We start from the raw sequence: 20,322 nt of genomic DNA, 5'->3' as shown, positions 1-20,322 counted from the left end.
CGTGAGCCCGCACGACTTCCTGGACGAGCAGTGGACGCAGGACACCCCGGAGGACACCCCCGGCCGGCGCCCCCGGCGCAGCCCCGCCCCGCAGACGCCCCGCCGGCGCCGGCGGGGCGGGCAGCTGCTCGTGCTCGTGCTCGCGATCGTCGTCATGCTCGCAGCGGCCTACTTCACGCTGCGCAACCCCCGCGAGGTGGAGCAGCCCCGTGTGGAGGTGGCGACCCCCAGCGCCGCCGCCCCGAGCGAGCAGGACGCGAGCGCGCCGGCGACGGAGGACGAGTCCTCCGCGCCGGCCGTCGCGACCCCTCCCCCCGGTGACGCGAGCGTGGAGGCGATCGTGACCCGCTGGGCCACGAGGGAGAACCCCAAGGACACCTCCTGGAGCGAGGAGCTGGCCGACCAGATCGCCCCCGACACCGCCCGCCGCATGCCGATGCTGACCTGCCTCCCCGCCGAGGCAGCCCCGCTGCGCGTTGACGGCATCCGCCCCGAAGGTGAGCCCGCCCAGAGCGGCACCACCTGGAGCGGGGACCTCACCGTCACGGTCACCGACAAGAACAACGCCCAGACCCCGCTCACCGTCCGCGCCCAGGCCACCTGGGACGAGGGCACCGCCCGCTGGACGCTCACGGGCCTGGAGTGCCTGGCATCCGGGGGCGGCGAGTGAACGACGAGCGCCGCAGCACCGCCGGCTCCCTGGTCGCCGGCGCTGCGATCCGCGGCGCCGGCGCGATCCTCTCCTGGAAAGTCATCCTCGCCGCCGCCCTGGCGGCGCTGCTGGTGCTGCTGGTCTGCCTGGGCGCCGGCGCCCTGGCCATGTTCGGCACCGTCGCCACCAGCTCCAGCACCGCCGACCTGTGCTCCCCCGGCGGCGCCGGCGTGCACGTCGAGGGCACCGACGGCAAGGACTTCCAGGGCTACACCGCCGAGCAGCTGGACACCGCCGCGATCGTCCTGGACACCGCCGGCAAGCTGGGCGTGGGCCGCCAGGGGCAGCTCATCGCCCTAATCACCGTCATGCAGGAGTCCACGCTGGGCGTGAACACGCAGCCGACCGGGAACGGCAACGACGCCGGCCCCTTCCAGCAGCGCACCCTCCCGGGCTGGTACGGCACGCTCGAGCAGGTGCAGGACGTTCAGTACGCGACTACAGCGTTCATCCAGGGCGTGGACATCGACTACGCCGGCCCCGGCAGCGCCGGCCCCGCCGGCTACCACATCCCCGGGCTGGTGGACCTCAAGGGCTGGGAGTCCATGGACCCCGGCGAGGCTGCACAGGCCGTGCAGATCAGCGACTACCCCAGCGCCTACATGGAGCACGTCAGCGACGCCCAGGCGATCATGGACCACCTGGCCGGCGCCAGCGTCAGCGAGTCCTCCGACGCCGGCGGCGCCACCGCCGCCGACTGCACCGGCGGCGGCAGCGGCGAGGCCCTGAACGCGACGACCATGGACCAGCTGCCCCACTACCCCATGCCCGCCGGCTGCACGGACCAGACCCCGCAGTTCAGCGAGTACGGCCCGAACACGCTCAACGGCGACGTGCCCGACAGTGCCCTGTGCAGCTACCCCGGAGCCCTGGACGCGGACGGCCGCGGGCAGCCGCGCGCCGTCGCCGCCTATGTCGCCATGAACAAGGACTTCAAGAAGCAGTTCGGCCACGACCTCCAGATCAGCTCGACGTACCGCACGTTCGCCAAGCAGCAGGAGACCAAGGTGACCCGCGGCTACCTGGCCGCCACCCCCGGCTGGAGCAACCACGGGTTCGGCCTGGCGATCGACATCCGCGGCACCTACGACGAGAAGCGCTGGATTCAGCAGAACGGCCCCAGCTACGGCTGGTGGCACCCGACCTGGGCCCGCACCGATGGGCGCAAGCCCGAGGACTGGCACTACGAGTACGGGACATGGCTGGTCGCTTCGGAGTACAAGGACATCGACACCAGCCTGATCGCCTACTGACCCCCTCCCCCGAAGGCAAGGGCGCTTGCGCCCGCGGCAGCCTCCCGAGTCCCGTCAGACAGCACCGATAGACTTCCCCACCAGCCCGATCACCCCACGACAAGGAGCGCCCCCGTGGCCGACGAGGACCAGAGCGACGCCCCCAGCACGGTGCTGTCCGAGGACGCCCGCGCCGGCCTCGCGGCCCTGTCCTCCCAGCGGCTGCGCCGCCACAGCCGGCTCTACCTGCGCACCCAGGAGAGCGTGCGGGACCTCGTGGACAGCGTGCACGAGGAGACCGGCGCGGACATCGTGGAGATCATCGAGTACGCGGTACTGCACACCTATGGTCGCTAGACCAGCAACTTTTGCACTTTGTAGTGATCCGCATTACATCTCTGATAGGTTCGTGACCAGCCAGTAGGGGGTTGGCTCGCGTCGCTTGGGGAAGCGCGCCTCTCTCTGCGGGTCCTTCACATCCCTCAGAGTTGATGGAGTCACCACATGCTCGTTCGTACACGCAAGCTCGCCACCATCGCTGCGGTCGCAGCGCTCTCGGCCCTCAGTCTCGCGGTCCCCGCAACCGCGGAGACCACCCCGTCGTCGTTCAACGCTGAACAGCTCGGGGAGCTTCACGCGAACATGGACGATCTCGGGATCGACGCCCAGACACAGGAAGCGCTCATTGACAAGCTGGAGTCGGGAGAGACAGTCGATGCTCTCGATCCTGCCGCGGTCCCCGTTTCCACGATCCAGGACGACACGGCGAAGTTCGAGAGCGAAATTCGCGTCTACGAGGACGGTTCCCGGGCCCGATCTTCGGTGGAGAACCCGAAGTCATCCGCCGGCGGCATCTCCCCGCAGAGCATTACCCAGTGCAAGACCTCGACGTTCTCGGGCGGGTCCCACCTGTCGAACTGCCTGATCAAGATCGAAGTGATCACCCACACCGCGCAGTTCCGAGCGAGCTACACTCTGGTCAACGGAGGGAACAGCTACATTTCGAGCGCGTACAACTGGGGCTGTGTCGGCCTGGGCTGCACGATCGAGACCACCGGCATCGTCAAGAAGACTGCCGACCTCAACGGGCCGGCGAAGGCATCCATGCGTGTTCGGATCGCGGCTGGCCCGTTCGCCACGACCGGATACGCGCAGCTGTTCGTCAAGGGAGCGAAGGCATGGACCAACTGACTGAGGCTCCGCGCCTCTTGATCCCCACTATCGCAGAGGCGGCGCCCATCCTCCTTCTGGCAGGAGCGCCCATTGCTGCAGTAGTCATTGGCGCACTACTGCTGGTCAAGTGGGCGTCCCGACGAGGCGTCACCCCCTCCCCCGCCAGCCATGAGGGGCAGCAGACCGACTCGCTCAGTCGCTGACACCCGCACCCAGCCGGCGTTTCGCACCCTTTGAGTGCGAGACGCCGGCTACTCCATGCCCGAGGACACCTCGGTGATCCTCGGGCAACTGCCGCGGGCGCAAGCGCCCTTGCCCTCGAAGGACAGGGAGGGAGCATTGGCAGGCGTCCCCGACGAGCCTGGGGCACGTACCAGCATCACCGCACGATCCAGCAGGGTCACGGGCGGTCCGCTGAGTCCACAGCCATGATCCGAGAGCGCTACCGGGTTAGGAAGGGCGAGAAGGGCAGGGCCGGCTCCGCCGGCGGCCGAGGACAGCAGAGGTCGAGGATTTCCAGCAGAACCCACACCTTTTGTCTAGTCTCCCCTTGACATGAGTGTGCAGGGCGCACTAGACTAGCCGTATGGTTGCTGCACAGGACACCCGCAAGGTCGAGAAGATGCTCCGCAAGGCGGGGTTCACCATCACCAAGAACCCGTCTGGCTCGCACACCACGTGGGGACACCCGGATGGGCGCTCGATCCCGGTCCCGACAGGGCACCGCACGATCAGCCCCGGCGTCTACCGGAAGATCCTGGACATCCTGAAGGAGGAGCGATGAGCACGAAGGTCTACGAGGCCGTGGTCACCAAGGACTCGGCGGAGTGGTGGATGATCGAGGTTCCCGAAGTGGGGGTGTTCGGCCAGGTCGCGAGCCTGGCCAAGGCGCCCGTCGTGGCACGCGAACTGATCGGGATGTGGCTGGACGTCGACCCCTCCGACGTGGAGGTCACCATCACCGCGCAGCCAGACGAGGCCACAGTGGCCACTCTGAGCAAGGCTGAGCGGCTGGGCGAGGAAGCCGCAGCGCTCACCCACGAAGCCGCCCGCCTGCGTGCCGAGGCCGTACGGAACTACGTCACCGAGTACAAGGTCACCCGCCGCGAGGCCGCCGAAGTGCTCGGCATCAGCTACCAGCGCGTGCAGCAGCTCGTGTCGTCCTGAACCGGAGGGGCCAGCCCCTCCCCCATCAGCAGGAGGTAGGACCCATGCGCATCACCGTCTACAGCAAGCCGCAGTGCGTCCAGTGCGACGCCACCCAGCGCACCCTGCGCTCCGTGGGAGCCGACTTCACCGTCGTGGACCTCACCGAGCAGCCCGCCGCCCTGGAGTACGTCACCGAGGATCTGGGCTACACCCAGGCCCCCGTGGTGGTCGTGGAGGACGGCACCGGCCAGCACCACTGGTCCGGCTACAACCGCGACCGCCTCAAGGCCGCCGCAGCAGCCTGACCCCCAAGTTCTCCCCCGCGCCGCACCCTGCCGCGCAAGTGCGCATCTGCGCCACCACGCACTTGCGCATCGGCGTACCGGCGCACTAGCGTAGGCAGTGACCGGCCTCACCCCGAGGACGGCGTACCAACCGAAGGACAGGCGCCATGAGCTACATCAGCCGCACCGGGAATCTCGCCGCCGCCCCCACGCTGCGAGAGGGCGAGAACGGCCCTTACTGCTTCGCCAAGGTGATCGTGAGCGACCGCTACAAGGACAAGAGCGGCGAGTGGGTGGACGGCCCCGCGATCGCCTACGAGGTGGCCGTCAGCGGCGACGAGGCCCGGCGCTTGGTCGAGACCGCAGAGCGAGACGGGAACGTGCGCGTCACGTTCGCCGGGCGCTACCGCGTGACGGAGTGGAAGTCCGACACCGGCAGCCGCCACCAGCACGAGGTGCGCGCGGACTCCATCGCCCTGTCCTTCCGCGGGCAGGATGTGGCCGTGGTCAAGAGCGAGAAGGCCGCCCCCGCCCCCGAGGCGCCCGCCGAGCAGGACAGCGAGCCCGCGGACATCTACGCGAGCGGCCTCAACGAGTGATCGCGCCACCGCGCAGCGGCGCATGTCCGCAAGTGCGCATCCGCGCCGCTGCGCGTCTACGCACTAGGATGAGCGCATGAGAACCGTCGCCGTAGTGAACCTCAAGGGTGGGTCCTCCAAGACCACCACAACCGCCTACCTGGCCCACGCTTTCGCCGCGAGCGGCAGCGATGTGCTGGTCATCGACTCCGACCCGCAGGGCTCCACCGTCCGCTGGAGCGATGCCGCCGGCTGGGACATCCCGACCGTGGCCCTCCCGGTGAAGAACCTGCACACCCGCGTGCAGGGCATCGCCCGTCCGACCACCGATGTGGTCGTGATCGACACGCCGCCGCTGCTGGAGAACGCCGGGACCGTCTACAGCGCACTGCGCGCCGCGGACGTGGTGGTGGTGCCGTGCGCTCCCACGTCCCACGAGGTGGAGGCACTGCCCGATGTGTGGGCCGCGATCGAGGAGGTGCAGGCACTGCGCAACGTGCCCACGGCGGCAGCGGTGCTGTTCACCCGCACCATCGCGAACGCATCAAGCACGGGCATCTACCGCGAGGCGATCGAGGAGGGCGGGCACCGCGTGCTCGCCACGACGATCCCGCGCCGGGAGGCGTACGCGCAGGCGCTCGGAGCCCCGATCCGGGAGCTGGGCCCCTATGAGGCGGCGGCCGCCGAGGTGCTGGCACTGGAGGTGCAGGCATGAGCCCGAGTAAGAAGAACGACGACCTGCGCGCCCGCGCCGGAGCGATGACTACACGCACCCCCCGACAGTCGGCACCGGCCGCCGAGAGCGGGGGAGCGGCAGCCGCGCCGCGCGCCAAGGAGGTGCGGCTGACCACCACCGTGCAGCCGCAGCTGTACCGGGCGCTCACGGCCTACTGCGCGGAGACCGCCGACGCGCTCGGCGCCGCCCGCGTGCCGCATGCCGTGGTCGTGCGCGCCCTGATCGCCCGCCTGGAGACCGATCCCGATCTACGCGCCACGATCACCGATGACGTGGCCACCGAGCTGGACAACAAGTAAGGAGACCCCCGTGCCGTTCATCATCCTGACCGATCTAGAGACCAAGACTCCGGTCGCTATCAACACCGACGACATCAGCACCGTCAACGCTCTGTCCATGGGTGACCGCGTGGGGGACTTCGCGGTGGACGAGCTGGTCATTACCCGGCGCAGCGCCCCTGATGCACCCCGGAGCTACTACCTCCCCAAGCACCTCCAGGCAATGGAAGTGACCGACCCCGCCGAGGCCCTTGGACGGTTCGCTCACTGGGTGGAGTCCCTGTCATGAGCACGCCGGCGAGCATCACCCTGGACAGTGCGGGCCGCGGCTCCGTCACGATCGACGGAGCAGCGATCCCGCTTCACGGACCGGACCTGAACGCGAGCCGCACGCAGGCTCGCGAGCACCTGGTGCAGCACGCTCAGCAGACCGGCACGCCGGTGCGGTTCTCCGTGTCCGAGCCGAGCGGGAGCTACGAACTGATCGCCGCCCCGGACGGGGGAGTGGAGCCGGCTCCCGCCGAGACCCCTCCTGCCGCTGAGCCGGCGGTCATCACCACGCCGTCCTGGGAGCAGCCCGGCCCTCCGGCTGCACCTTCCCCTCCCGCAGCAGCTGCACCGGCACCGGCACCGGCTCCCGCTCCGATGCCCGCGCCGGCTGATCCTGCCCTGGAGGAGCTGGAGCGGCAGCCCGCCACCGAGGGGTGGCGCGCGGCCCTGAACAAGCTCGGTCTGGGTCTGGCGCCGGGGGAGCAGGAGCTGGAGCGTCGGCGCGAGGAGCGCCGTGCTCGCCGCGCTGAGGAGCAGGAGCAGCACGCCCAGGAGACGCGCCTGGAGCAGCGGCGCCGCGAGGCGGCCGAGGCCGAGCACGCCGAGCGCATGCTCATCCAGACGAACTTCTTCGGCACGCGCACGATCCTGATCGCGAACCCCAAGGGCGGCAGCCGCAAGACCACCTCCACGTGGATGCTCGGGCACACCCTGGGTACGGTCCGTGGCGGTGCCGTCGTCGCCTGGGACGCGAACGAGACCATGGGCACCCTGTCCGATCGAGGCATGCAGGACCGGCACAGCGCCACGGTCGTGGACCTCATCGAGCAGGCCGCGCCGAGCTTCGGCAGCGTCGAGGGCATCCGCCTGGGGGCGCTGGACAGCTACGTGCGCCCTCAGGGCGATTCGCACTTTGATCTGCTGGCCAGCGACGAGGACCCCACCCGCCAGGACATCGTGGGCGCCGACAACTTCCGCGCGGTGCACGAGATTCTGTCGCGGTTCTATCGGCTGATCCTGCTGGACACCGGCAACAACATCCGCGCGGCGCACTTCACCGAGGCGCTGGAGCACACCGAGCAGCTGGTGATCCCCGTGGCCGCCGGCCGCGACAGTGCCACGGTCGCGCAGAAGATGATGCGCTCCCTGATCGCCACCGGACACGAGGACCTGGTGCGCCGGGCCGTGGTCCTGCTGCACGACCTCGAGCCCGCGGAGTCCGCGGACCCGGGATACCTGCACGTCGCGCAGGAGATTGCCGCGGAGCTGCAGCCTCAGGTGGCGGCCGTGATCCCGATCCCGTTCGACCCCGCGTTGAAGGAGGGTGCACGGATCGACCCCACGGCGCTGAGCGAGGCGACGCGCACCGCGTACCGGCAGGCGGCTGCCGCGATCGCCCGCAGCCTCCGCGAGCACGTGGACACCCACGGACAGCAGTAGGCCCGACCACCACGACCACCACGACCACCACGACCACCACGGAGGAATCATGACCAATCTTGATGACCTGCGACGCCGTAGCTACTCCGGCCCGACGGCACGTGCCTGGGGAGCGGACATGCGTCCCGTAGGGCGCGACTCCGTGGTGGTCGCGGTCCCCGGGGCACCGCGCTTCTACACGCACCAGCTCAGCATCGCCAGCGCGGACGCGGGTCCGGCCGCTGGCGCCCTCGGCATCATCCTGGGTGCGCTGCTGGGCTGGCTGCTGGCGTCCCTGTTCCAGGCGGGGCCCGGTCTCTTCATCACCGCCGGGGCGGTGCTGGGTTGGTTCCTGACCGCGCAGTGCGTGAATTATGTCGGCCGTGAGCTCATCTCGGCTCGGCTGGGACTGCCCCGAGGCACCCAGCTTGTGCTGGTCGCTCATCCCGACCAGCACATGAACGCGGACCAGCAGCGGCTGCTGATACTGCTGGACGCGGCCGGCGACCAGTTCGTCCGCGAACAGGTTTCAGATGGGGCCTTCATGAACGCGGTGGCCCGGACCATCCCGGCGTTGCGCCCGCGCACAACGCCCGCTGCCGTGGATGCCGCACGAGATGACCTAGAGCGACTGCTGTCCGATGCGTGAGCCCCTTCCCCGCGGCCTGCACGGTGGTGCGCTTGCGCTCTCTGCACTGCTCATCAGCGCATGCGCTCCGTTCAGCACCCCGGCGGCGGCGCCCGCCACGGGCGCCGAGTGGGCCGTGGACTACGTGATCGACGGCGACACGATCGACGTCACCAGCCCTAACGGCGGCACTGAGCGGGTGAGGCTGCTCGGCATCAACACGCCCGAGGTGGGCCACGACGGGGAGCCCGCACAGTGCGGTGGCGAGGAGGCCGCCGACCGGCTGGCGGAGCTGCTGCCCGAGGGTACGGCCGTGGAGCTGGTCACCGACTCCCGCGCCGACGCGGAGGATCGCTACGGCCGGCTGCTGCGCTACGTGGAGACTGACGCCGGGGATGCCGGCGCCGCGCTCGTCAGCGAGGGCTACGCATACGCCTGGAGGCCGGCCAGCGCGCCGGACCCGGATCGCCTGGCCGACTCTACGAGACCGCCACTGCGGCCGCCCGAGCGGCCGGCGCCTGGGCGGACTGCCCGGACCTGGCCGAGAACCGATGAGCACCGACGAGAACAGCCCCGCTCCCAGGTTCATGCCTCTGGAGGGCGTGCAAGAGGTGCTCTCCATCAGCCGCAGCCAGGCCTACGCACTCGTGCGGTCCGGGGAGCTCCGCGCAATCCAGGTGGGCGGCCGCGGACAGTGGCGCGTCGAGCACGCCGAGTTCGAGGCCTACATCCAGCGCTACTACGAGGAGACCGCGCAGCTCATCGCGTACGGAAAGGGGCCGACCCCTTAAGGTCGGCCCCTCTTCCTGGGCGCCTACTATGCGTTCATAGCGAGCAGCTTCAGGTTCGTTCAACTGCGACGATCGTAGTGGGGCTTGAGAAAGCGCCGGTCTGATGCGCCTTTACACGCGTCCACTTGCCAGACGAGAGCTGAACTCCGCTCGGGCGGCTGCCGGACTGGAAAACCTCGACCTTTTTAATGGTCGTCGTGTAACGGCCGGTTCCACTAAAACCAGTCCGATACTTTCCATTGTATCCTACGCACATGTTTTGTGCGGTGAGCGAGCTCATGTCGCACCCCACATGAATAGGCGAAATCGCGAGCATCTGGAAAGATGAGTCGTTGCCGGTCGCCGCCTTCATTTCGGAAAGGTCGAGGGCCGCCAGCGTCTCTCCGTCGTCGCCAAACAGAACGTAGTCATCTCGCCCGGAAGCAATCCTATCCGCGACCTCCTGAGGTGTCTGCTCCGTGCGCGCCTCAATGAGCGGATCCCTGATGCCCTGAAAACTATCTCCGCTATCCCCCGTCTCACCCTCTACGATACCCCCTCCGTCTGCCCCCTCGGCCAGGGCGGCCGAGGTGGGCATCAGAAGAAATGCCGCAGCAAGGACCCCGAAAAGCTTGCTTTTCATGCGCATGATTCCCCTCATTTCAAGTAAAATTATCCCCTGGTCGACAGACTCGGCGACCGATGTACCACCTCGTACTGTGGCGAGCCTAACATGACGGCATTCTTTCACCCCGCCGTACATCATGGAGGTGTCTGCATGGGGTCGGGTAGGCCACTATGCGCGAGGAGGGGTCGACACCATGGTGTCGACCCCTCCTGTGCTCACCGGCGATGCCGACCGGCCCGCAGCCCGATCGGCCGCCCCGGATGCGCCACCAGCGTCTCCGCCAGACGCAGCACCGCAGCCCCGAGGTTCAGCACCGCCGCCACCAGTCCCATGCCCATGACCAGCGCCTCCGTGATGCCCCGACTCACCTCCTCCCATCACCGTGGGCGAGCCACCCTACGCGCGGCCCCCGACCGATCGACGCTGTCGCGAGGCGCCGCACAGGAGAGGAAGACGACGCCGTGACCCTGCACGGAGTCCTGCCGCTCAGCGCCGGCGTCGGCGGACTCATCATCAATGCCGCCGACTGGCTCGACGACGAGGACCACAACGGCCGGCTGCTGCGCTACGTGGAGACCGACGCCGGGGATGCCGGCGCCACGCTCATCAGCGAGGGCTACACCTACGCCTGGACGCCGGCCAGCGAGCCGGACCCGGACCGCCTGGCCGACTACGAGACCGCCACGGCGGCCGCCCGGGACGCCGGCGCCGGCGCCTGGGCGGACTGCCCGGACCTGGACGAGAGCAGTTGACCGATTGCGCAGCCGACACCCCGCCCGTCAGGGGCCCTTGACAGCCGCGTCAAGGGCCCCTGACACTTGCCGTATGAGTGAGAACGTGGACGACCTACTCACGGCAGCCGATCAGCATCAGCCCGGATGGTCCACGCCCTGGGGTGGGCCCCTAGGCGTGCTGACAGCGACCGCTGACGAGCTTCGCGCCGTCGAGGCACGGCGCGAGCTGCTATTGGATCTGCGAGCCGCCGCGATCCGCGAAGCGCTTCGCTCACTGAGCCTGTCCGATGTCGGAGCCGTGCTGGGCCTGCGCCGCCAGAGCGTCCATGAGGCGAATCGACGGGCCGACCGGGGCGCATTCTCCGACCTGGGGGAGTGGTGAGCATGCGTCGCTTCAACGGCCGGCGCTGGGCGCTTTCGCTCGCGCTGGAGGCGGTCGCCTCGTGGGTGATGACGCTGGGTCTCCTGCTGGTGCTGACCTTCCACGCGACCCCCGAGGGTGTGGACCTGTGGGGAGCCATCCCCTACGTCCTCCCCGTGCTCGCCGTGGCAGGCTTGGGCGTCCGGTACGCCACCCGCTGGGGTGACGCCTCCCTGGATGAGACGCCCGGCGGCGCGATCACCGGCCACCCCGCTTGGCGCAACGCCCTGGCGACCAGCGCTGTGGGTATCGCCGACACGAGTGCGATCGTCCTGGTCCTCGCTCTCCCGGGGCCACCGTGGCAAGCCCGCGCGCTGACCCTGACAGTGGTGGCCACCGCCATGCTCGCTGCGATACTGCTGAGCCTTGCCCGCATGCACTGGGGGAGGACCCTCCGTAATGTGCTCGTTTTCTGTGTCGCGGATGCCGCGCTCATCAGCCTGGGTACGAAGTTCTCCATGCCGTCGTCCCTCCGGGAGGTCGTTCAGCTCGTGGTCGTTACCGGGCTCGTGATCGCCGCACTGGGGCTGTTCACGCAGGGGGTGGCTGCTCTCTATCGGGGGCGGCGGGACCGGAACGTGCGCGGGCGTCGTGCGCACCTCATGGCCCGTGCGCACCTTGGGTGACCACCCGACCCCTTCCGCCGCCGATGCGGGGGAGGGTGGGCGGCTCTTGACCCCCACGCAGGCAGCCGTGGCTGCGGGGGTCCCCCGGCAGCGCATCTATTGGTGGATCAAGACCGGCAGACTCAGCGCCTTCCGCCTCGGAGCGAAGAGGCTCCGCATCGCGTCGGCCGACCTCGAGCGCGCACGCACCGAAGCCCCGCGACGACCCCCGCGACCGCGCACCGAGGTCACGCGACGAACCTCGCCCCCGCGTCCCCGCACCGAGCCGCCTCCGCGCGGCGCCTCCACGCAACCGCCGCGGCAGCGCGCAGCGGCTGAGGACGTGACCGCGTGGGTCGATGACTTCTTCCGTCGCTATGGCCGCATCCCGCCCCGCGACGAGATTTGGCGCGCCTTCCCAGGGATGACCAAGCCCGATGCGGAGCGATACCTACAGGACGCCCGCCGCCGACTGTGGAGTACTGAGCCATAAACGGTCGTTGAGGGGTCACCCTGAGTCGGCCGCCGGCTGCCGACGTCCGTGCAGGTAGCCGCGTGTCATATCCGTGCACCATAATGATCTGTGCCAGAATTCCGTCAGATCAGCCCTTTATGGCACAGGAGGCGGCACCGTGACGCTCTACGGCTATGCGCGGGTCTCAACCGAGGAGCAGTCCCTGGAGCGGCAGCTGGACGCCCTGGAGGCCCGCGGTGTGCTCCGCGAGCACATCCACGAGGAGAAGGCGTCCGGCGCGTCCGAGCGCCGCCCCGTCCTGGACCACCTGGTGACCGATGTGCTCGCGACGGGGGACACCCTGGTCATCTCCGACCTGGACCGGCTCTCCCGGCGCACCGCGCGCATCATCCTGACCCTGGACGAGCTGGCCTCCCGGAAGATCACCGTGGAGTCCCTCTACGAGCGCGTGGACACGTCCACGGCCGATGGGTTGTTCAGCGTGACGATCCTGGGGGCGCTCGCGCAGCGCGAGCGGGACCGGATCGCCGAGCGGACCCGCGCCGGCCTGGAGGCCGCGCGAGCCCGCGGCCGACACCCGGGCCGGCCCGTCGCCGTCACGCCCGAGCAGCACGAGACCGTGCTCATGCTGCGCGGCCTGGGGAAGTCATACAGGCAGGTCGCGGCGGCCACCGGTCTGTCCGCGAGCACCGTCGCCCGGGTCTGCCGCGAGGAGACACCTGGGCATGACCGCTACCGTCGAGGGCAGCAGGCGCCGCTACAGTCGTAAATGCGCTATTGCGCATCTGCGCAGTGGCGCGGTAGCGCACTTCCGACAAAGGGGCAGAGGATGAGTGGGAAGAAGGCCAAGGCCGACCGGGCCCGACTACGGGAGGAGCTGGCAGCGGCAGCCGCTGGCCCCGCCTATTGGCACGGCGGCCCGGACGGCCTCACCGTGGGTTCCACGCTGCTTCCACTCACCGAGCTGTGCCAGCTTCCCGCGGACAGTCGCCTCCCGATCACGGGGACGGAGGAGCTCGACTTCCACCACGTCAGCTTCACCACGGATGCGCTGCTGGCTCGCGACTACGCGGCCCGCTGGGACCTTGGGCTCCTGATGCACCTTCTGATGGGGCTCGACCCTGACGGAGAGCTTCCGCCGCGCAACCCCTGGCAGAACACACCTCGCATGCGCGGGGGCAGTCTGTATCGAGTGCACCCCCTCGGAGCAGTGACCCCCGACGCCGACTATCCAGAGGGCACGAGCTTCCTCGCGCGCCGCGCCCGCATCATCGCAGTGGAGGAAGCCGCTGTCCCGTTTGCAACGAAACCTGCCAGGGAGGTCCTCCACTACCAAACCTGGAGGTCAGGGGAGCGACTTTGGGATGATGATGGCTACGCATTGCCCACGCAGGAGATGGTCAGCAAAGGGGTCACTTCGGCAGCGTTACGGAACCTCGGATACGCGCCGGACCCCGAAGTCATTCAGGGCGAGGCAGAAGCGATCTTCGAGCAGCGTGTACGGGTCCGCCGGCCTTAGGAGTCGGAGCTACGAGAGCCGACGGGCGCCCCACCTCTTCCGGGCGAAACTGCGCTCTTGCGCCCATGCGCACTTGCGTAGCGACGCAGTTTCCGTGTCCCGTTGATTGGTGGGCAGCGCTTCTACGCCGTGGGCGGTCCGTTCCATAGGTTCGCCTCAGACCATCCGGGAGGGAACCCCATTCCGGCGGCGTCACACCCTGGGATCGGGGTCAGCTCTCGTCCGATCAGCTCCCGAACCCGCAAAGCCCATGAGCTTCCGGGGGAGATGACGGTGAGCAGCTGCGCGGTGACGAGAAGTGATCCGTACAGCGAACGACTCTCACCCACCGGAAGGGTCTCCAGTGCGGGGATCTTGCCCATGAACACGGTCGAGGCTGGCACGAACTGCTCGTTCCAAAGCCGCCCGTGGTGAGCACACACGTTACGGACGATGCACAGCTGTTCAAGCCAGCGGGCAAGCGGATGCAGGCCGGCAGCCTTCTGGCGCCTCTTCCCAGGGGGCACTGCATCGATCGCGATGTCGATCCCGAGGTTGCGCGCAACCTTCCACTGGTCCACTCCGGTGAGGCCTTCGTAGAGGATCGAGAGGTCGCTGAAGTCAAGCACCTCTGACAGGATCCAGATGGGGATGCCGTTATACGCAGCGCGCTGGTGCGCGATGAACGACCCGCGTCTGTCCGCGCGATCCACGCGCTTCTCTGCTTGCTTTTTCCACTGGGCGTGGTCGAACTCGGGCCGGTAAACCTCGGGGAGCAGGTATGCCAGTGGGTCGATCCCTCCGAGGTGGTCCGAGAGTGCGCGTCGTAGAGCTACCTCCACGCGCCCCAAGGCGTCGAGGACGAGCACCCGCAGCTTCCGATCGAACTCGTAGAGCAGCGTGATGTCATGGAACTGGGTGCCCGCCTCGAAGTCGTCCAGGCGGGCGTCGTTCTCGTCGGTGCGCCGGAACGGGTACCAGTAGCCGCTGAGCCTGAAGTAGTTCACGTGGGACAGCCACTGACGGGCCTCGTCCTCATCGACCACCATGTTCCGGCGGCGCATCGTCCCGATCTGGGTTTCGACGTTGGTGTAGTCCTTGACGTTCGCCATCGAGTACCCCCAGACAGAGATCCAGCCCGCACCGGAGAGATCCGGCCGGGCTGAACGATTGCCTTAACTGTAGCAGCGCGACCGACAACCCATCCCGTCTGTGCGACTCAGAGCACTCCAGTCGCACTGTCCGCCAGCGCCCGTACAGTGCGCCCGTGACCCTCAGCAGTTACCCCCAGGGCGTCAAGCTCACCGAGCTGGACGGCCGCACCATCCTCCCACCCCTGATCCGCACGCCGCGCGGCTGGGCCGAGCGGCCCCCCTCGCGCTGCGGGGCGTGCGAGGGGACGCAGCTGCTGGTGGGCTGGACCGCCTGCGCTTGCCGCACCGACACGCTGGCACCCGGACACCGCACCTGGACCTGCCAGACCTGCGGCCAACACGATCGCCTGGGATGCCTCGACGCCACCAGCCAGGCCCGACCCATGCAGGAGTACGGCTGTCGTAGCTCCCAGCCGGACAACGCCTCGACGCTGTAACTTCGAATCAGCCCTTCTCCGCTGTAGATCAGCGCGGCGCGCCGTCACGGGGCATGCTGGACTTCTTATCTTTCCTTCCTTTATGGTCGAGGTATGCGCCAGCCGATGGGACGACCTATCGCGTACGACCCTTCCAGCGGGAAGGACTACGCGACGAACGTGACGTTCACGCCGACCAGCGCTGCCAAGTTGATCGACATGGCGCGGGCCTCCCGCGTGAGTGTGCGCGATGTCCTCAGGTATCTGGTGGATGCGGCGGAGATTGACGGCGCGGGCCGCTCGCTCATCGTTGAGGCCATGATCCAGGCCGAGGACGACGCCCTGGAGTTGGAGCGCAGGAAGCGCGAGGAGGAGAGCTTGTTCTAGCAACGCAAACGCCCCCAGCTGGCTAGCTAGGGGCGTTCACACGAGTAGTCGATGAGCCCAGTTTCTTGGCGGGAACAGCTCATCGGACGTCAGGCGGACCAGCGGTCCGTCCCTTCATCGCACCCTCCCAAAGGAAGGGAACATGTTTTGAGTGTACCCAACTTCCGTTCTGCGTCCAGCACGCTGCACGGGCCGCGTGGCTCGCGTCGCAGGGCTCCACGGCGGCCAGTACGCGAGCACGAGGCGGCGCCGTGGCGCGTCGCGCAGGCGCTCGTGGCGATCGGTGCGCGGCGTGCCTCGACTCCGCAGGAGTGGGTGCGCGAAGTTCTGGAGCATCCCGAGTTCGTCATGGCGCGGAGGGACACGCGGCGCGCGGTCGAGGCGATCGCTCAGGTGCTCGCTGGAGCCTCGGAGTCACGCTCGCTGCTGGTGCGCCGGCTGACGTGGGAGGCCATGGCGGAGCGCCTGGGATGCGCGACGCGGACGGTCGCGCGGCTGCTCCAGAAGCTGCACCAGGCGGGGCTGCTCGGGCGGGTCGCGGCGGGCCGTTCGGCACGGTTCGCGCCCCCGAACAAGGACGGGGAGCAGCATGCTGACTCTGCGGTCTACGTGCTCGCGGTGCCAGTGCCGGCGGTCGATTCTGGGGACGAACCTGTCACCCCGTCTCACCCTCAGGTGAGTAGTAATAACCCTTCGCACGCGAGCGCGTGCAGCGCGCGCGAGGCGGCTTCCCTGGAGGCGATCGAGGCGGCGCGGCGGTCCGGTCGTCGGCTGTCTGGTGGTGCGGATCGGCGGATGGTCGAGGCGCTGCCGGCTGCTCATCGTGACCCGTTCTGGGACGTGCGACGGGTGCCGGAGACGCGCGTGGAGATGCTGGCTGCTGCTGCCGAGATGCGGCGTCGCAGCTTCGTGCTGCGCCGGGCGTCGCTGCGTGCGGTGCGCTCGCTCGGCAGGGATTTCTGGGAGAGCGGTTGGACCGTCGCGGACGTTCTGCGGGCCCTGGATCAGCGTCCTGATGGGACGCCCTGGCCGCACTCCGGGGCGCACGGTGTGCGCTCGGTGCGGGCGTGGGCGGTGCATCGGCTGCGCCGCTGGCGCGGCTCTGCCGGCTGCCCGCTGCCGTCGCCCGAGGAGCGCCGGCGCGCTCATCGAGAGGCTGTCCTGGTCGAGCAGGAGCGTGCTCGCCAGGAGCGCCTGGAGGCTCGCCAGCGAGCCCAGGAGAACCCCATCACTGCGACCACACGTCAGCTGCTCCAGGAGGCTCTGGAGGCAGCACGAGGAGCCGCTACGCGGCTCCGTCACTCCCACCCGGCGGCAGCATGAAGCTGTCACCTACCTACTCACTCACCAGTCATAGGACTGATCCCCTGCCCTGCTCTGACCTCCGGGAACCTCTTTGATCCATGAACACCACCCCCAAACTTCGTCTCATTCTTCGAGAAGTCAGTGGGTGGTGTTCATGGAAGTCGAGGGAGGTCAGAGCAGGGCAGGGGATAACAGAGTGGTGAGTGAGTAGGTAGGTGAGTGTGAGTGATGAGTAGATTGAGAGTAGGTGAGTGAGTGAGTAGTAGAGAGTGAGAGTGTGATGGAAGGTAGGTAGGAGAGTGGGGTGCAGGAGTGTAGGTAGTAGGTGTGTATGGAGTCGGGGGTGAGCTTGTTGGAGCAGGGTAGGTAGTAGAGGGGTAGGGCGGGGGTGTGGGTGCGGTGAGTGCAGGTGTTAGGTGTGGGTGGTGGGTTGGTTTGTGCGGTGGGGTTCAGTGTTTGGTAAGCTTGGGTGGTGTATAGGGTCCGGCTGGTATTGGGCTTATGTGGGTGGCTAGTTGGTTGGGGATGGTGCTGCATGGGTAGGTTGACGGACAGGGATCTGGATTACTTGAGGTTGCTGTGTCGGTTTCCGTTCATGACGGCTGTGCAGTTGCAGCAGTGGGTGCATGGAAAGCGGGAGCCGTCGTTGCTGTCTCCGCTGTACCGGCGTTTGCGTGGGCTGGAGGAACGGGAGCTGGTCGTGTCTGATCGGGTGCTCCAGTCGGCGCCGCGGTTCTTGTCTGCGACGCGCGAGGGGATGCGTGCTGTGGGCGTGACGGGGGCGGTGGTGACGGCGAAGTTCAGTCAGTACCGGCATGACCTGGAGTTGGTGGACCTGGCCCATCATGTGCAGTCGGCGCGCCCTGACTTCACGCTCGTGACGGAGCGGGAGATGCGTTCGGAGGACACCGCGAACCAGCACGTGCAGGGCACGGATGTGGTGTGGGCAACGTTGCGGCCCGGTGCCGACGTGCGGCGGCGTCGGCAGTTCCCTGATCTGATCCAGGTGGCACCGAACGGGCAGCGTGTCGTGCACGAGCTGGAGATGACGCCCAAGGACGTGCGGAGGCTGCGGCAGATCATGCGGAACTATCTGCTGGACGATCGCGTGGGGGTGATCCGGTACTGGGCAGCGCAGCCCGCGCTGGGGCGCGTGCAGCAGGTGGCGGAGGACAGCAACGCCTGGGCGAAGGCCGAGGATGTGCGGCGGCGCGTGGTGGTGGAGGAGTGGCAGGGGGAGGAGCTGTGATGACTGCGAGCAATGGACCTCGCCTGCGTGTGGGCACAGAGACCAAGGAGCCGGCCAGTGGGCTGGTGGCGATTCTTCGTCTCCTTGCTGCACTGTTCGTGATCACCAACGTGCTGGCAGCGTTGGTGACGGCGCTGGTGGTGCTGGCGCTGCGGAAGTGGCGGCAGGTGCGGGCGTGGTGGGTGCTGCTGGGTGGGGTGACGTTGCTGCTGCTGGGACTGCTGGGGTTCACGCTGGGGCCGCCCTACGTGCGGTGGGTGCTGGAGCTGGTGCCGGCGGTGGTGGATGCAGCGGTCACGTCCGGGCCGCGGGGCGTGCCGGCGGCCGTGGGTCCGTTGGTCTCGGAGCGCTGGGCGGGCTGGCTGCTCGCGCAGCTGCCGCTGGCGATCGCGCTGGGCTGCACGATCGGGGCGGGCCTGTCGATGTACGTGCGTCGGCATGACGCCGCGTGGAGGCAGCCCACGAAGAACCGCACCGTGATGAGTCGGCAGAAGGCCATGCGCCGCACCGCGAAGATGCAGACCTGGGCGCCGGCCCCGAAGGCGGCAGCGCCGGGCGGTGCTCGCCGCGCCAGCGGCCCGCGCGAGGCCCCGCCGACGACCGTGCACGACGTGCGCGTGCGCGTAGGCATCGACCAGGGCACGGGGCGGCCGGCCGACGTGCCGCTGGCCGCGTTCCTCCAGCACTGCTGGATCGACGGCGCCTCCGGGTTCGGCAAGACCACGGACATCATCACGCTGGTGCGCGGCGCCCTAGAGGCACCGGCCGCGCAGCCGCTGCGTGTCCCGCTGATCTACCTCAACCTCAAGCCGGACCCTGAAGTCACCGAAGCCATGCGACGGATCGCCCACCGGGCGGGCCGGCGCTTCCTTCACGTGGCCCTGGATGCGGAGCTGCGCTACAACCCGATCCGCCACGGCACCGCCGGCGCCGTGGCAACCCGGATCGTGGAGGTCGAGGCTGCCGCCGTTGACGGAGGGTTCTCCGAACCGTTTCACAAGGCGAACGGGCAGGAGCTGCTCGGGTACGCGACGAGGGCACTGGATGAGCTGGTGGCTAGGGATCGGACCTACGAGCGCGGCGGGAAGCGGCTGCCGTGGCGACGGGACCTCCACCACCTCCACCGGATCATGCGGCTGAGCACGCTCATGAGCGTGCGGCACCACCTCTCCGGGGACCTCCAGCTGGACCTGGCGGACTACGCCGAGGAGCTGGAGGAGATTCCCCGCAAGCGAGAGTCGGCCGAGGGGATGCGTGCCCGCATCGGCAAGATGCTGACCTCCGCGGTCGGTCCCCTACTGGCTGAGGATGCCGAGGGGCTGAACCTCGAGGATGCCCTGCGTGCCGGGGATGTGGTCGTGTTCGACCTGGACTCCATGCAGGACACCGTGGCCGCCACGTCCATGGCCAACCTGGCGATCAAGGACCTGCAGGCCGTGCTGGGGCACCTGGGCTCACAGAGCTGGAACCGCACCGCGGACAAGGTCACGCGCATGGCGATGATCGTCGTGGACGAGTTCAGCGCGCTGGGCGGTGACGCCGTGGTGGACCTGCTCCAGCGCGGCCGCACCAACGGCGCCGCGGTCGTCCTCGCCACGCAGGACGTCGGCAGCGTGATCGAGTCCAGCGAGGGCCTGCTGACCACGATCCTGACCAACACCAACGTGCAGATCGTGCACGTGCAGTCCGAGCGGGCCGAGGACTACGCGAAGTCCTGGGGTACGCAGCAGGCCATGGCCGAGACGATGCAGGTGTTCGAGGACCGCACGATGCTGGGCACGCTCACCAGCAAGTCCGGGCAAGGGTCGCTGCGCACCGTCAAGGAGTTCGTGATCCACCCCGACGTGCTGCGCAAGCTGGGCCCCGGTGAGGCGATCCTCGCCACCCGCCACCCCTGGCAGCAGCGGCGCGTGCTCGTGCAGCGCGCCCTGCCGGCGCCACTCACGCAGGAGGAACTGGCCGCGAGCTCCCCGCCCGCCCCGGTGTCCACCGAGCAGCCGGAGCCGGCCGTCATCGAGGAGCCGGCGCCGGAGAAGCCGGCCGCCGCGGACCCCGAGCCGGCCCCGGCCACCGAGGAGGAGCCGGCAGCGGCGGCCGCCGGTCCGACCACCGATGACGTGGACCCCTGGGGCCACGACGATGACTTTTCCCTGTTCGACCATGACACCGAGGAGCAGAAATGACCCAGCAGATGACAGCGAACGTCACCACCACCGGCAGC

The 20,322-nt window shown here is 68.6% G+C and carries 28 protein-coding genes and 1 pseudogene; 26 read left to right on the top strand and 3 right to left on the bottom strand.

Annotated features, from left to right (window positions below; translation table 11 throughout):
* Position 1 precedes the first annotated feature (1 nt).
* The 15 genes and pseudogenes from ACYVAP_RS16515 (at position 2) to ACYVAP_RS16445 (ending at position 9,250) form a co-directional block, all read left to right on the top strand.
* The gene (locus ACYVAP_RS16515) at positions 2 to 670 is read left to right on the top strand and encodes a hypothetical protein (RefSeq protein WP_343906189.1); all 669 of its coding nucleotides are present in this window, start codon (positions 2 to 4) and stop codon (positions 668 to 670) included.
* Positions 667 to 1,965, top strand: a complete 1,299-nt coding sequence (locus ACYVAP_RS16510) for a M15 family metallopeptidase (protein ID WP_343906187.1) — start codon at positions 667 to 669, stop codon at positions 1,963 to 1,965. The genes ACYVAP_RS16515 and ACYVAP_RS16510 overlap by 4 nt, the downstream gene beginning before the upstream one ends.
* Before the next feature lie 114 nt (positions 1,966 to 2,079).
* Positions 2,080 to 2,301, top strand: a complete 222-nt coding sequence (locus tag ACYVAP_RS16505; RefSeq protein ID WP_343906185.1) for a hypothetical protein — start codon at positions 2,080 to 2,082, stop codon at positions 2,299 to 2,301.
* Positions 2,302 to 2,448: 147 nt separating this feature from the next.
* Entirely contained in the window at positions 2,449 to 3,135 is a 687-nt protein-coding gene (locus ACYVAP_RS16500) for a hypothetical protein (RefSeq protein WP_343906183.1), read from the top strand.
* Between the two features lie 568 nt (positions 3,136 to 3,703).
* Positions 3,704 to 3,901 (top strand): type II toxin-antitoxin system HicA family toxin, encoded by a 198-nt coding sequence (locus ACYVAP_RS16495; protein WP_343906181.1) that lies wholly within the window; start codon positions 3,704 to 3,706, stop codon positions 3,899 to 3,901.
* Positions 3,898 to 4,284 (top strand): hypothetical protein, encoded by a 387-nt coding sequence (locus ACYVAP_RS16490; RefSeq protein WP_343906179.1) that lies wholly within the window; start codon positions 3,898 to 3,900, stop codon positions 4,282 to 4,284. The genes ACYVAP_RS16495 and ACYVAP_RS16490 overlap by 4 nt, the downstream gene beginning before the upstream one ends.
* Positions 4,285 to 4,328: 44 nt before the next feature.
* On the top strand, positions 4,329 to 4,571 hold the full coding sequence (locus ACYVAP_RS16485; protein WP_498861571.1) for a glutaredoxin family protein: 243 nt from the start codon (positions 4,329 to 4,331) through the stop codon (positions 4,569 to 4,571).
* Positions 4,572 to 4,717: 146 nt separating this feature from the next.
* The gene (locus tag ACYVAP_RS16480; protein ID WP_498861570.1) at positions 4,718 to 5,149 is read left to right on the top strand and encodes a single stranded DNA-binding domain-containing protein; all 432 of its coding nucleotides are present in this window, start codon (positions 4,718 to 4,720) and stop codon (positions 5,147 to 5,149) included.
* Between the two features lie 76 nt (positions 5,150 to 5,225).
* Entirely contained in the window at positions 5,226 to 5,843 is a 618-nt protein-coding gene (locus tag ACYVAP_RS16475; protein ID WP_498861569.1) for a ParA family partition ATPase, read from the top strand.
* Positions 5,840 to 6,163 carry a hypothetical protein gene (locus ACYVAP_RS16470; protein WP_498861568.1) on the top strand — a complete coding sequence of 108 codons (324 nt, stop codon included), beginning with the start codon at positions 5,840 to 5,842 and terminating at the stop codon, positions 6,161 to 6,163. Before ACYVAP_RS16475 ends, ACYVAP_RS16470 begins: the two co-directional genes overlap by 4 nt.
* Before the next feature lie 10 nt (positions 6,164 to 6,173).
* Positions 6,174 to 6,431: a hypothetical protein gene (locus ACYVAP_RS16465; RefSeq protein ID WP_498861567.1), complete on the top strand. Its 258-nt coding sequence runs from the start codon at positions 6,174 to 6,176 to the stop codon at positions 6,429 to 6,431.
* Complete coding sequence (locus ACYVAP_RS16460) at positions 6,428 to 7,852, top strand: MinD/ParA family ATP-binding protein (RefSeq protein ID WP_498861566.1); 1,425 nt, start codon at positions 6,428 to 6,430, stop codon at positions 7,850 to 7,852. The genes ACYVAP_RS16465 and ACYVAP_RS16460 overlap by 4 nt, the downstream gene beginning before the upstream one ends.
* A 49-nt stretch (positions 7,853 to 7,901) precedes the next feature.
* Positions 7,902 to 8,480 (top strand): hypothetical protein, encoded by a 579-nt coding sequence (locus ACYVAP_RS16455; RefSeq protein ID WP_498861565.1) that lies wholly within the window; start codon positions 7,902 to 7,904, stop codon positions 8,478 to 8,480.
* Positions 8,473 to 8,889: pseudogene (locus tag ACYVAP_RS16450) on the top strand (thermonuclease family protein); the annotation flags it as partial. The gene ACYVAP_RS16455 and the pseudogene ACYVAP_RS16450, both read left to right, overlap by 8 nt.
* Before the next feature lie 157 nt (positions 8,890 to 9,046).
* Positions 9,047 to 9,250 (top strand): helix-turn-helix domain-containing protein, encoded by a 204-nt coding sequence (locus tag ACYVAP_RS16445; RefSeq protein WP_498861564.1) that lies wholly within the window; start codon positions 9,047 to 9,049, stop codon positions 9,248 to 9,250.
* 49 nt (positions 9,251 to 9,299) lie between these two features.
* Here the strand turns inward: ACYVAP_RS16445 and ACYVAP_RS16440 are convergent, their stop codons facing one another.
* On the bottom strand, positions 9,300 to 9,878 hold the full coding sequence (locus tag ACYVAP_RS16440) for a hypothetical protein (RefSeq protein WP_498861563.1): 579 nt from the start codon (positions 9,876 to 9,878) through the stop codon (positions 9,300 to 9,302).
* 194 nt (positions 9,879 to 10,072) lie between these two features.
* Positions 10,073 to 10,195, bottom strand: a complete 123-nt coding sequence (locus ACYVAP_RS16435; protein ID WP_498861562.1) for a hypothetical protein — start codon at positions 10,193 to 10,195, stop codon at positions 10,073 to 10,075.
* A 123-nt stretch (positions 10,196 to 10,318) separates the two neighbouring features.
* Between ACYVAP_RS16435 and ACYVAP_RS16430 the strand changes: the two genes are divergently transcribed.
* The 6 genes from ACYVAP_RS16430 (at position 10,319) to ACYVAP_RS16405 (ending at position 13,611) form a co-directional block, all read left to right on the top strand.
* Positions 10,319 to 10,609 (top strand): thermonuclease family protein, encoded by a 291-nt coding sequence (locus ACYVAP_RS16430; RefSeq protein WP_498861561.1) that lies wholly within the window; start codon positions 10,319 to 10,321, stop codon positions 10,607 to 10,609.
* 73 nt (positions 10,610 to 10,682) lie between these two features.
* Positions 10,683 to 10,973, top strand: coding sequence for a hypothetical protein (locus ACYVAP_RS16425; RefSeq protein WP_498861560.1), 291 nt, complete (start codon positions 10,683 to 10,685; stop codon positions 10,971 to 10,973).
* A gap of 2 nt (positions 10,974 to 10,975) precedes the next feature.
* A complete protein-coding gene (locus ACYVAP_RS16420; RefSeq protein ID WP_498861559.1) occupies positions 10,976 to 11,638 on the top strand; it encodes a hypothetical protein in 663 nt (220 codons plus the stop codon).
* Positions 11,604 to 12,110, top strand: a complete 507-nt coding sequence (locus ACYVAP_RS16415) for a helix-turn-helix domain-containing protein (RefSeq protein ID WP_498861558.1) — start codon at positions 11,604 to 11,606, stop codon at positions 12,108 to 12,110. The genes ACYVAP_RS16420 and ACYVAP_RS16415 overlap by 35 nt, the downstream gene beginning before the upstream one ends.
* 139 nt (positions 12,111 to 12,249) lie before the next feature.
* The gene (locus ACYVAP_RS16410) at positions 12,250 to 12,861 is read left to right on the top strand and encodes a recombinase family protein (protein ID WP_498861557.1); all 612 of its coding nucleotides are present in this window, start codon (positions 12,250 to 12,252) and stop codon (positions 12,859 to 12,861) included.
* Between the two features lie 60 nt (positions 12,862 to 12,921).
* Positions 12,922 to 13,611, top strand: coding sequence for a hypothetical protein (locus tag ACYVAP_RS16405; RefSeq protein ID WP_498861556.1), 690 nt, complete (start codon positions 12,922 to 12,924; stop codon positions 13,609 to 13,611).
* A gap of 122 nt (positions 13,612 to 13,733) precedes the next feature.
* On the opposite strand, the gene ACYVAP_RS16400 is transcribed toward ACYVAP_RS16405, so the two are convergent.
* Complete coding sequence (locus ACYVAP_RS16400; RefSeq protein WP_498861555.1) at positions 13,734 to 14,702, bottom strand: Abi family protein; 969 nt, start codon at positions 14,700 to 14,702, stop codon at positions 13,734 to 13,736.
* A 155-nt stretch (positions 14,703 to 14,857) separates the two neighbouring features.
* On the opposite strand from ACYVAP_RS16400, the gene ACYVAP_RS16395 reads away from it, so the two are divergent.
* The 5 genes from ACYVAP_RS16395 (at position 14,858) to ACYVAP_RS16375 (ending at position 20,284) form a co-directional block, all read left to right on the top strand.
* Positions 14,858 to 15,181, top strand: coding sequence for a hypothetical protein (locus tag ACYVAP_RS16395; RefSeq protein ID WP_498861554.1), 324 nt, complete (start codon positions 14,858 to 14,860; stop codon positions 15,179 to 15,181).
* A 93-nt stretch (positions 15,182 to 15,274) separates the two neighbouring features.
* Entirely contained in the window at positions 15,275 to 15,547 is a 273-nt protein-coding gene (locus tag ACYVAP_RS16390; RefSeq protein WP_498861553.1) for a hypothetical protein, read from the top strand.
* A gap of 273 nt (positions 15,548 to 15,820) precedes the next feature.
* Entirely contained in the window at positions 15,821 to 16,870 is a 1,050-nt protein-coding gene (locus ACYVAP_RS16385; protein ID WP_498861552.1) for a hypothetical protein, read from the top strand.
* A gap of 577 nt (positions 16,871 to 17,447) precedes the next feature.
* A complete protein-coding gene (locus ACYVAP_RS16380; RefSeq protein WP_498861551.1) occupies positions 17,448 to 18,101 on the top strand; it encodes a hypothetical protein in 654 nt (217 codons plus the stop codon).
* 29 nt (positions 18,102 to 18,130) lie between these two features.
* The gene (locus ACYVAP_RS16375; RefSeq protein WP_498861550.1) at positions 18,131 to 20,284 is read left to right on the top strand and encodes an ATP-binding protein; all 2,154 of its coding nucleotides are present in this window, start codon (positions 18,131 to 18,133) and stop codon (positions 20,282 to 20,284) included.
* Positions 20,285 to 20,322 lie beyond the last annotated feature (38 nt).

It is taken from the genome of Brachybacterium horti (assembly GCF_054777615.1).
This window is presented reverse-complemented; position numbering and strand designations above follow the sequence as displayed.

Bases quoted from the DNA above. Each gene is read 5' to 3' on its own strand.
- ACYVAP_RS16500 (WP_343906183.1), top strand. From the start codon at position 2,449: ATGCTCGTTCGTACACGCAAGCTCGCCACCATCGCTGCGGTCGCAGCG.
- ACYVAP_RS16495 (WP_343906181.1), top strand. From the start codon at position 3,704: ATGGTTGCTGCACAGGACACCCGCAAGGTCGAGAAGATGCTCCGCAAG.
- ACYVAP_RS16490 (WP_343906179.1), top strand. From the start codon at position 3,898: ATGAGCACGAAGGTCTACGAGGCCGTGGTCACCAAGGACTCGGCGGAG.
- ACYVAP_RS16485 (WP_498861571.1), top strand. From the start codon at position 4,329: ATGCGCATCACCGTCTACAGCAAGCCGCAGTGCGTCCAGTGCGACGCC.
- ACYVAP_RS16480 (WP_498861570.1), top strand. From the start codon at position 4,718: ATGAGCTACATCAGCCGCACCGGGAATCTCGCCGCCGCCCCCACGCTG.
- ACYVAP_RS16475 (WP_498861569.1), top strand. From the start codon at position 5,226: ATGAGAACCGTCGCCGTAGTGAACCTCAAGGGTGGGTCCTCCAAGACC.
- ACYVAP_RS16470 (WP_498861568.1), top strand. From the start codon at position 5,840: ATGAGCCCGAGTAAGAAGAACGACGACCTGCGCGCCCGCGCCGGAGCG.
- ACYVAP_RS16460 (WP_498861566.1), top strand. From the start codon at position 6,428: ATGAGCACGCCGGCGAGCATCACCCTGGACAGTGCGGGCCGCGGCTCC.
- ACYVAP_RS16455 (WP_498861565.1), top strand. From the start codon at position 7,902: ATGACCAATCTTGATGACCTGCGACGCCGTAGCTACTCCGGCCCGACG.
- ACYVAP_RS16445 (WP_498861564.1), top strand. From the start codon at position 9,047: ATGCCTCTGGAGGGCGTGCAAGAGGTGCTCTCCATCAGCCGCAGCCAG.
- ACYVAP_RS16440 (WP_498861563.1), bottom strand. From the start codon at position 9,878: ATGCGCATGAAAAGCAAGCTTTTCGGGGTCCTTGCTGCGGCATTTCTT.
- ACYVAP_RS16435 (WP_498861562.1), bottom strand. From the start codon at position 10,195: ATGGGCATGGGACTGGTGGCGGCGGTGCTGAACCTCGGGGCTGCGGTG.
- ACYVAP_RS16425 (WP_498861560.1), top strand. From the start codon at position 10,683: ATGAGTGAGAACGTGGACGACCTACTCACGGCAGCCGATCAGCATCAG.
- ACYVAP_RS16420 (WP_498861559.1), top strand. From the start codon at position 10,976: ATGCGTCGCTTCAACGGCCGGCGCTGGGCGCTTTCGCTCGCGCTGGAG.
- ACYVAP_RS16405 (WP_498861556.1), top strand. From the start codon at position 12,922: ATGAGTGGGAAGAAGGCCAAGGCCGACCGGGCCCGACTACGGGAGGAG.
- ACYVAP_RS16400 (WP_498861555.1), bottom strand. From the start codon at position 14,702: ATGGCGAACGTCAAGGACTACACCAACGTCGAAACCCAGATCGGGACG.
- ACYVAP_RS16390 (WP_498861553.1), top strand. From the start codon at position 15,275: ATGCGCCAGCCGATGGGACGACCTATCGCGTACGACCCTTCCAGCGGG.
- ACYVAP_RS16380 (WP_498861551.1), top strand. From the start codon at position 17,448: ATGACGGCTGTGCAGTTGCAGCAGTGGGTGCATGGAAAGCGGGAGCCG.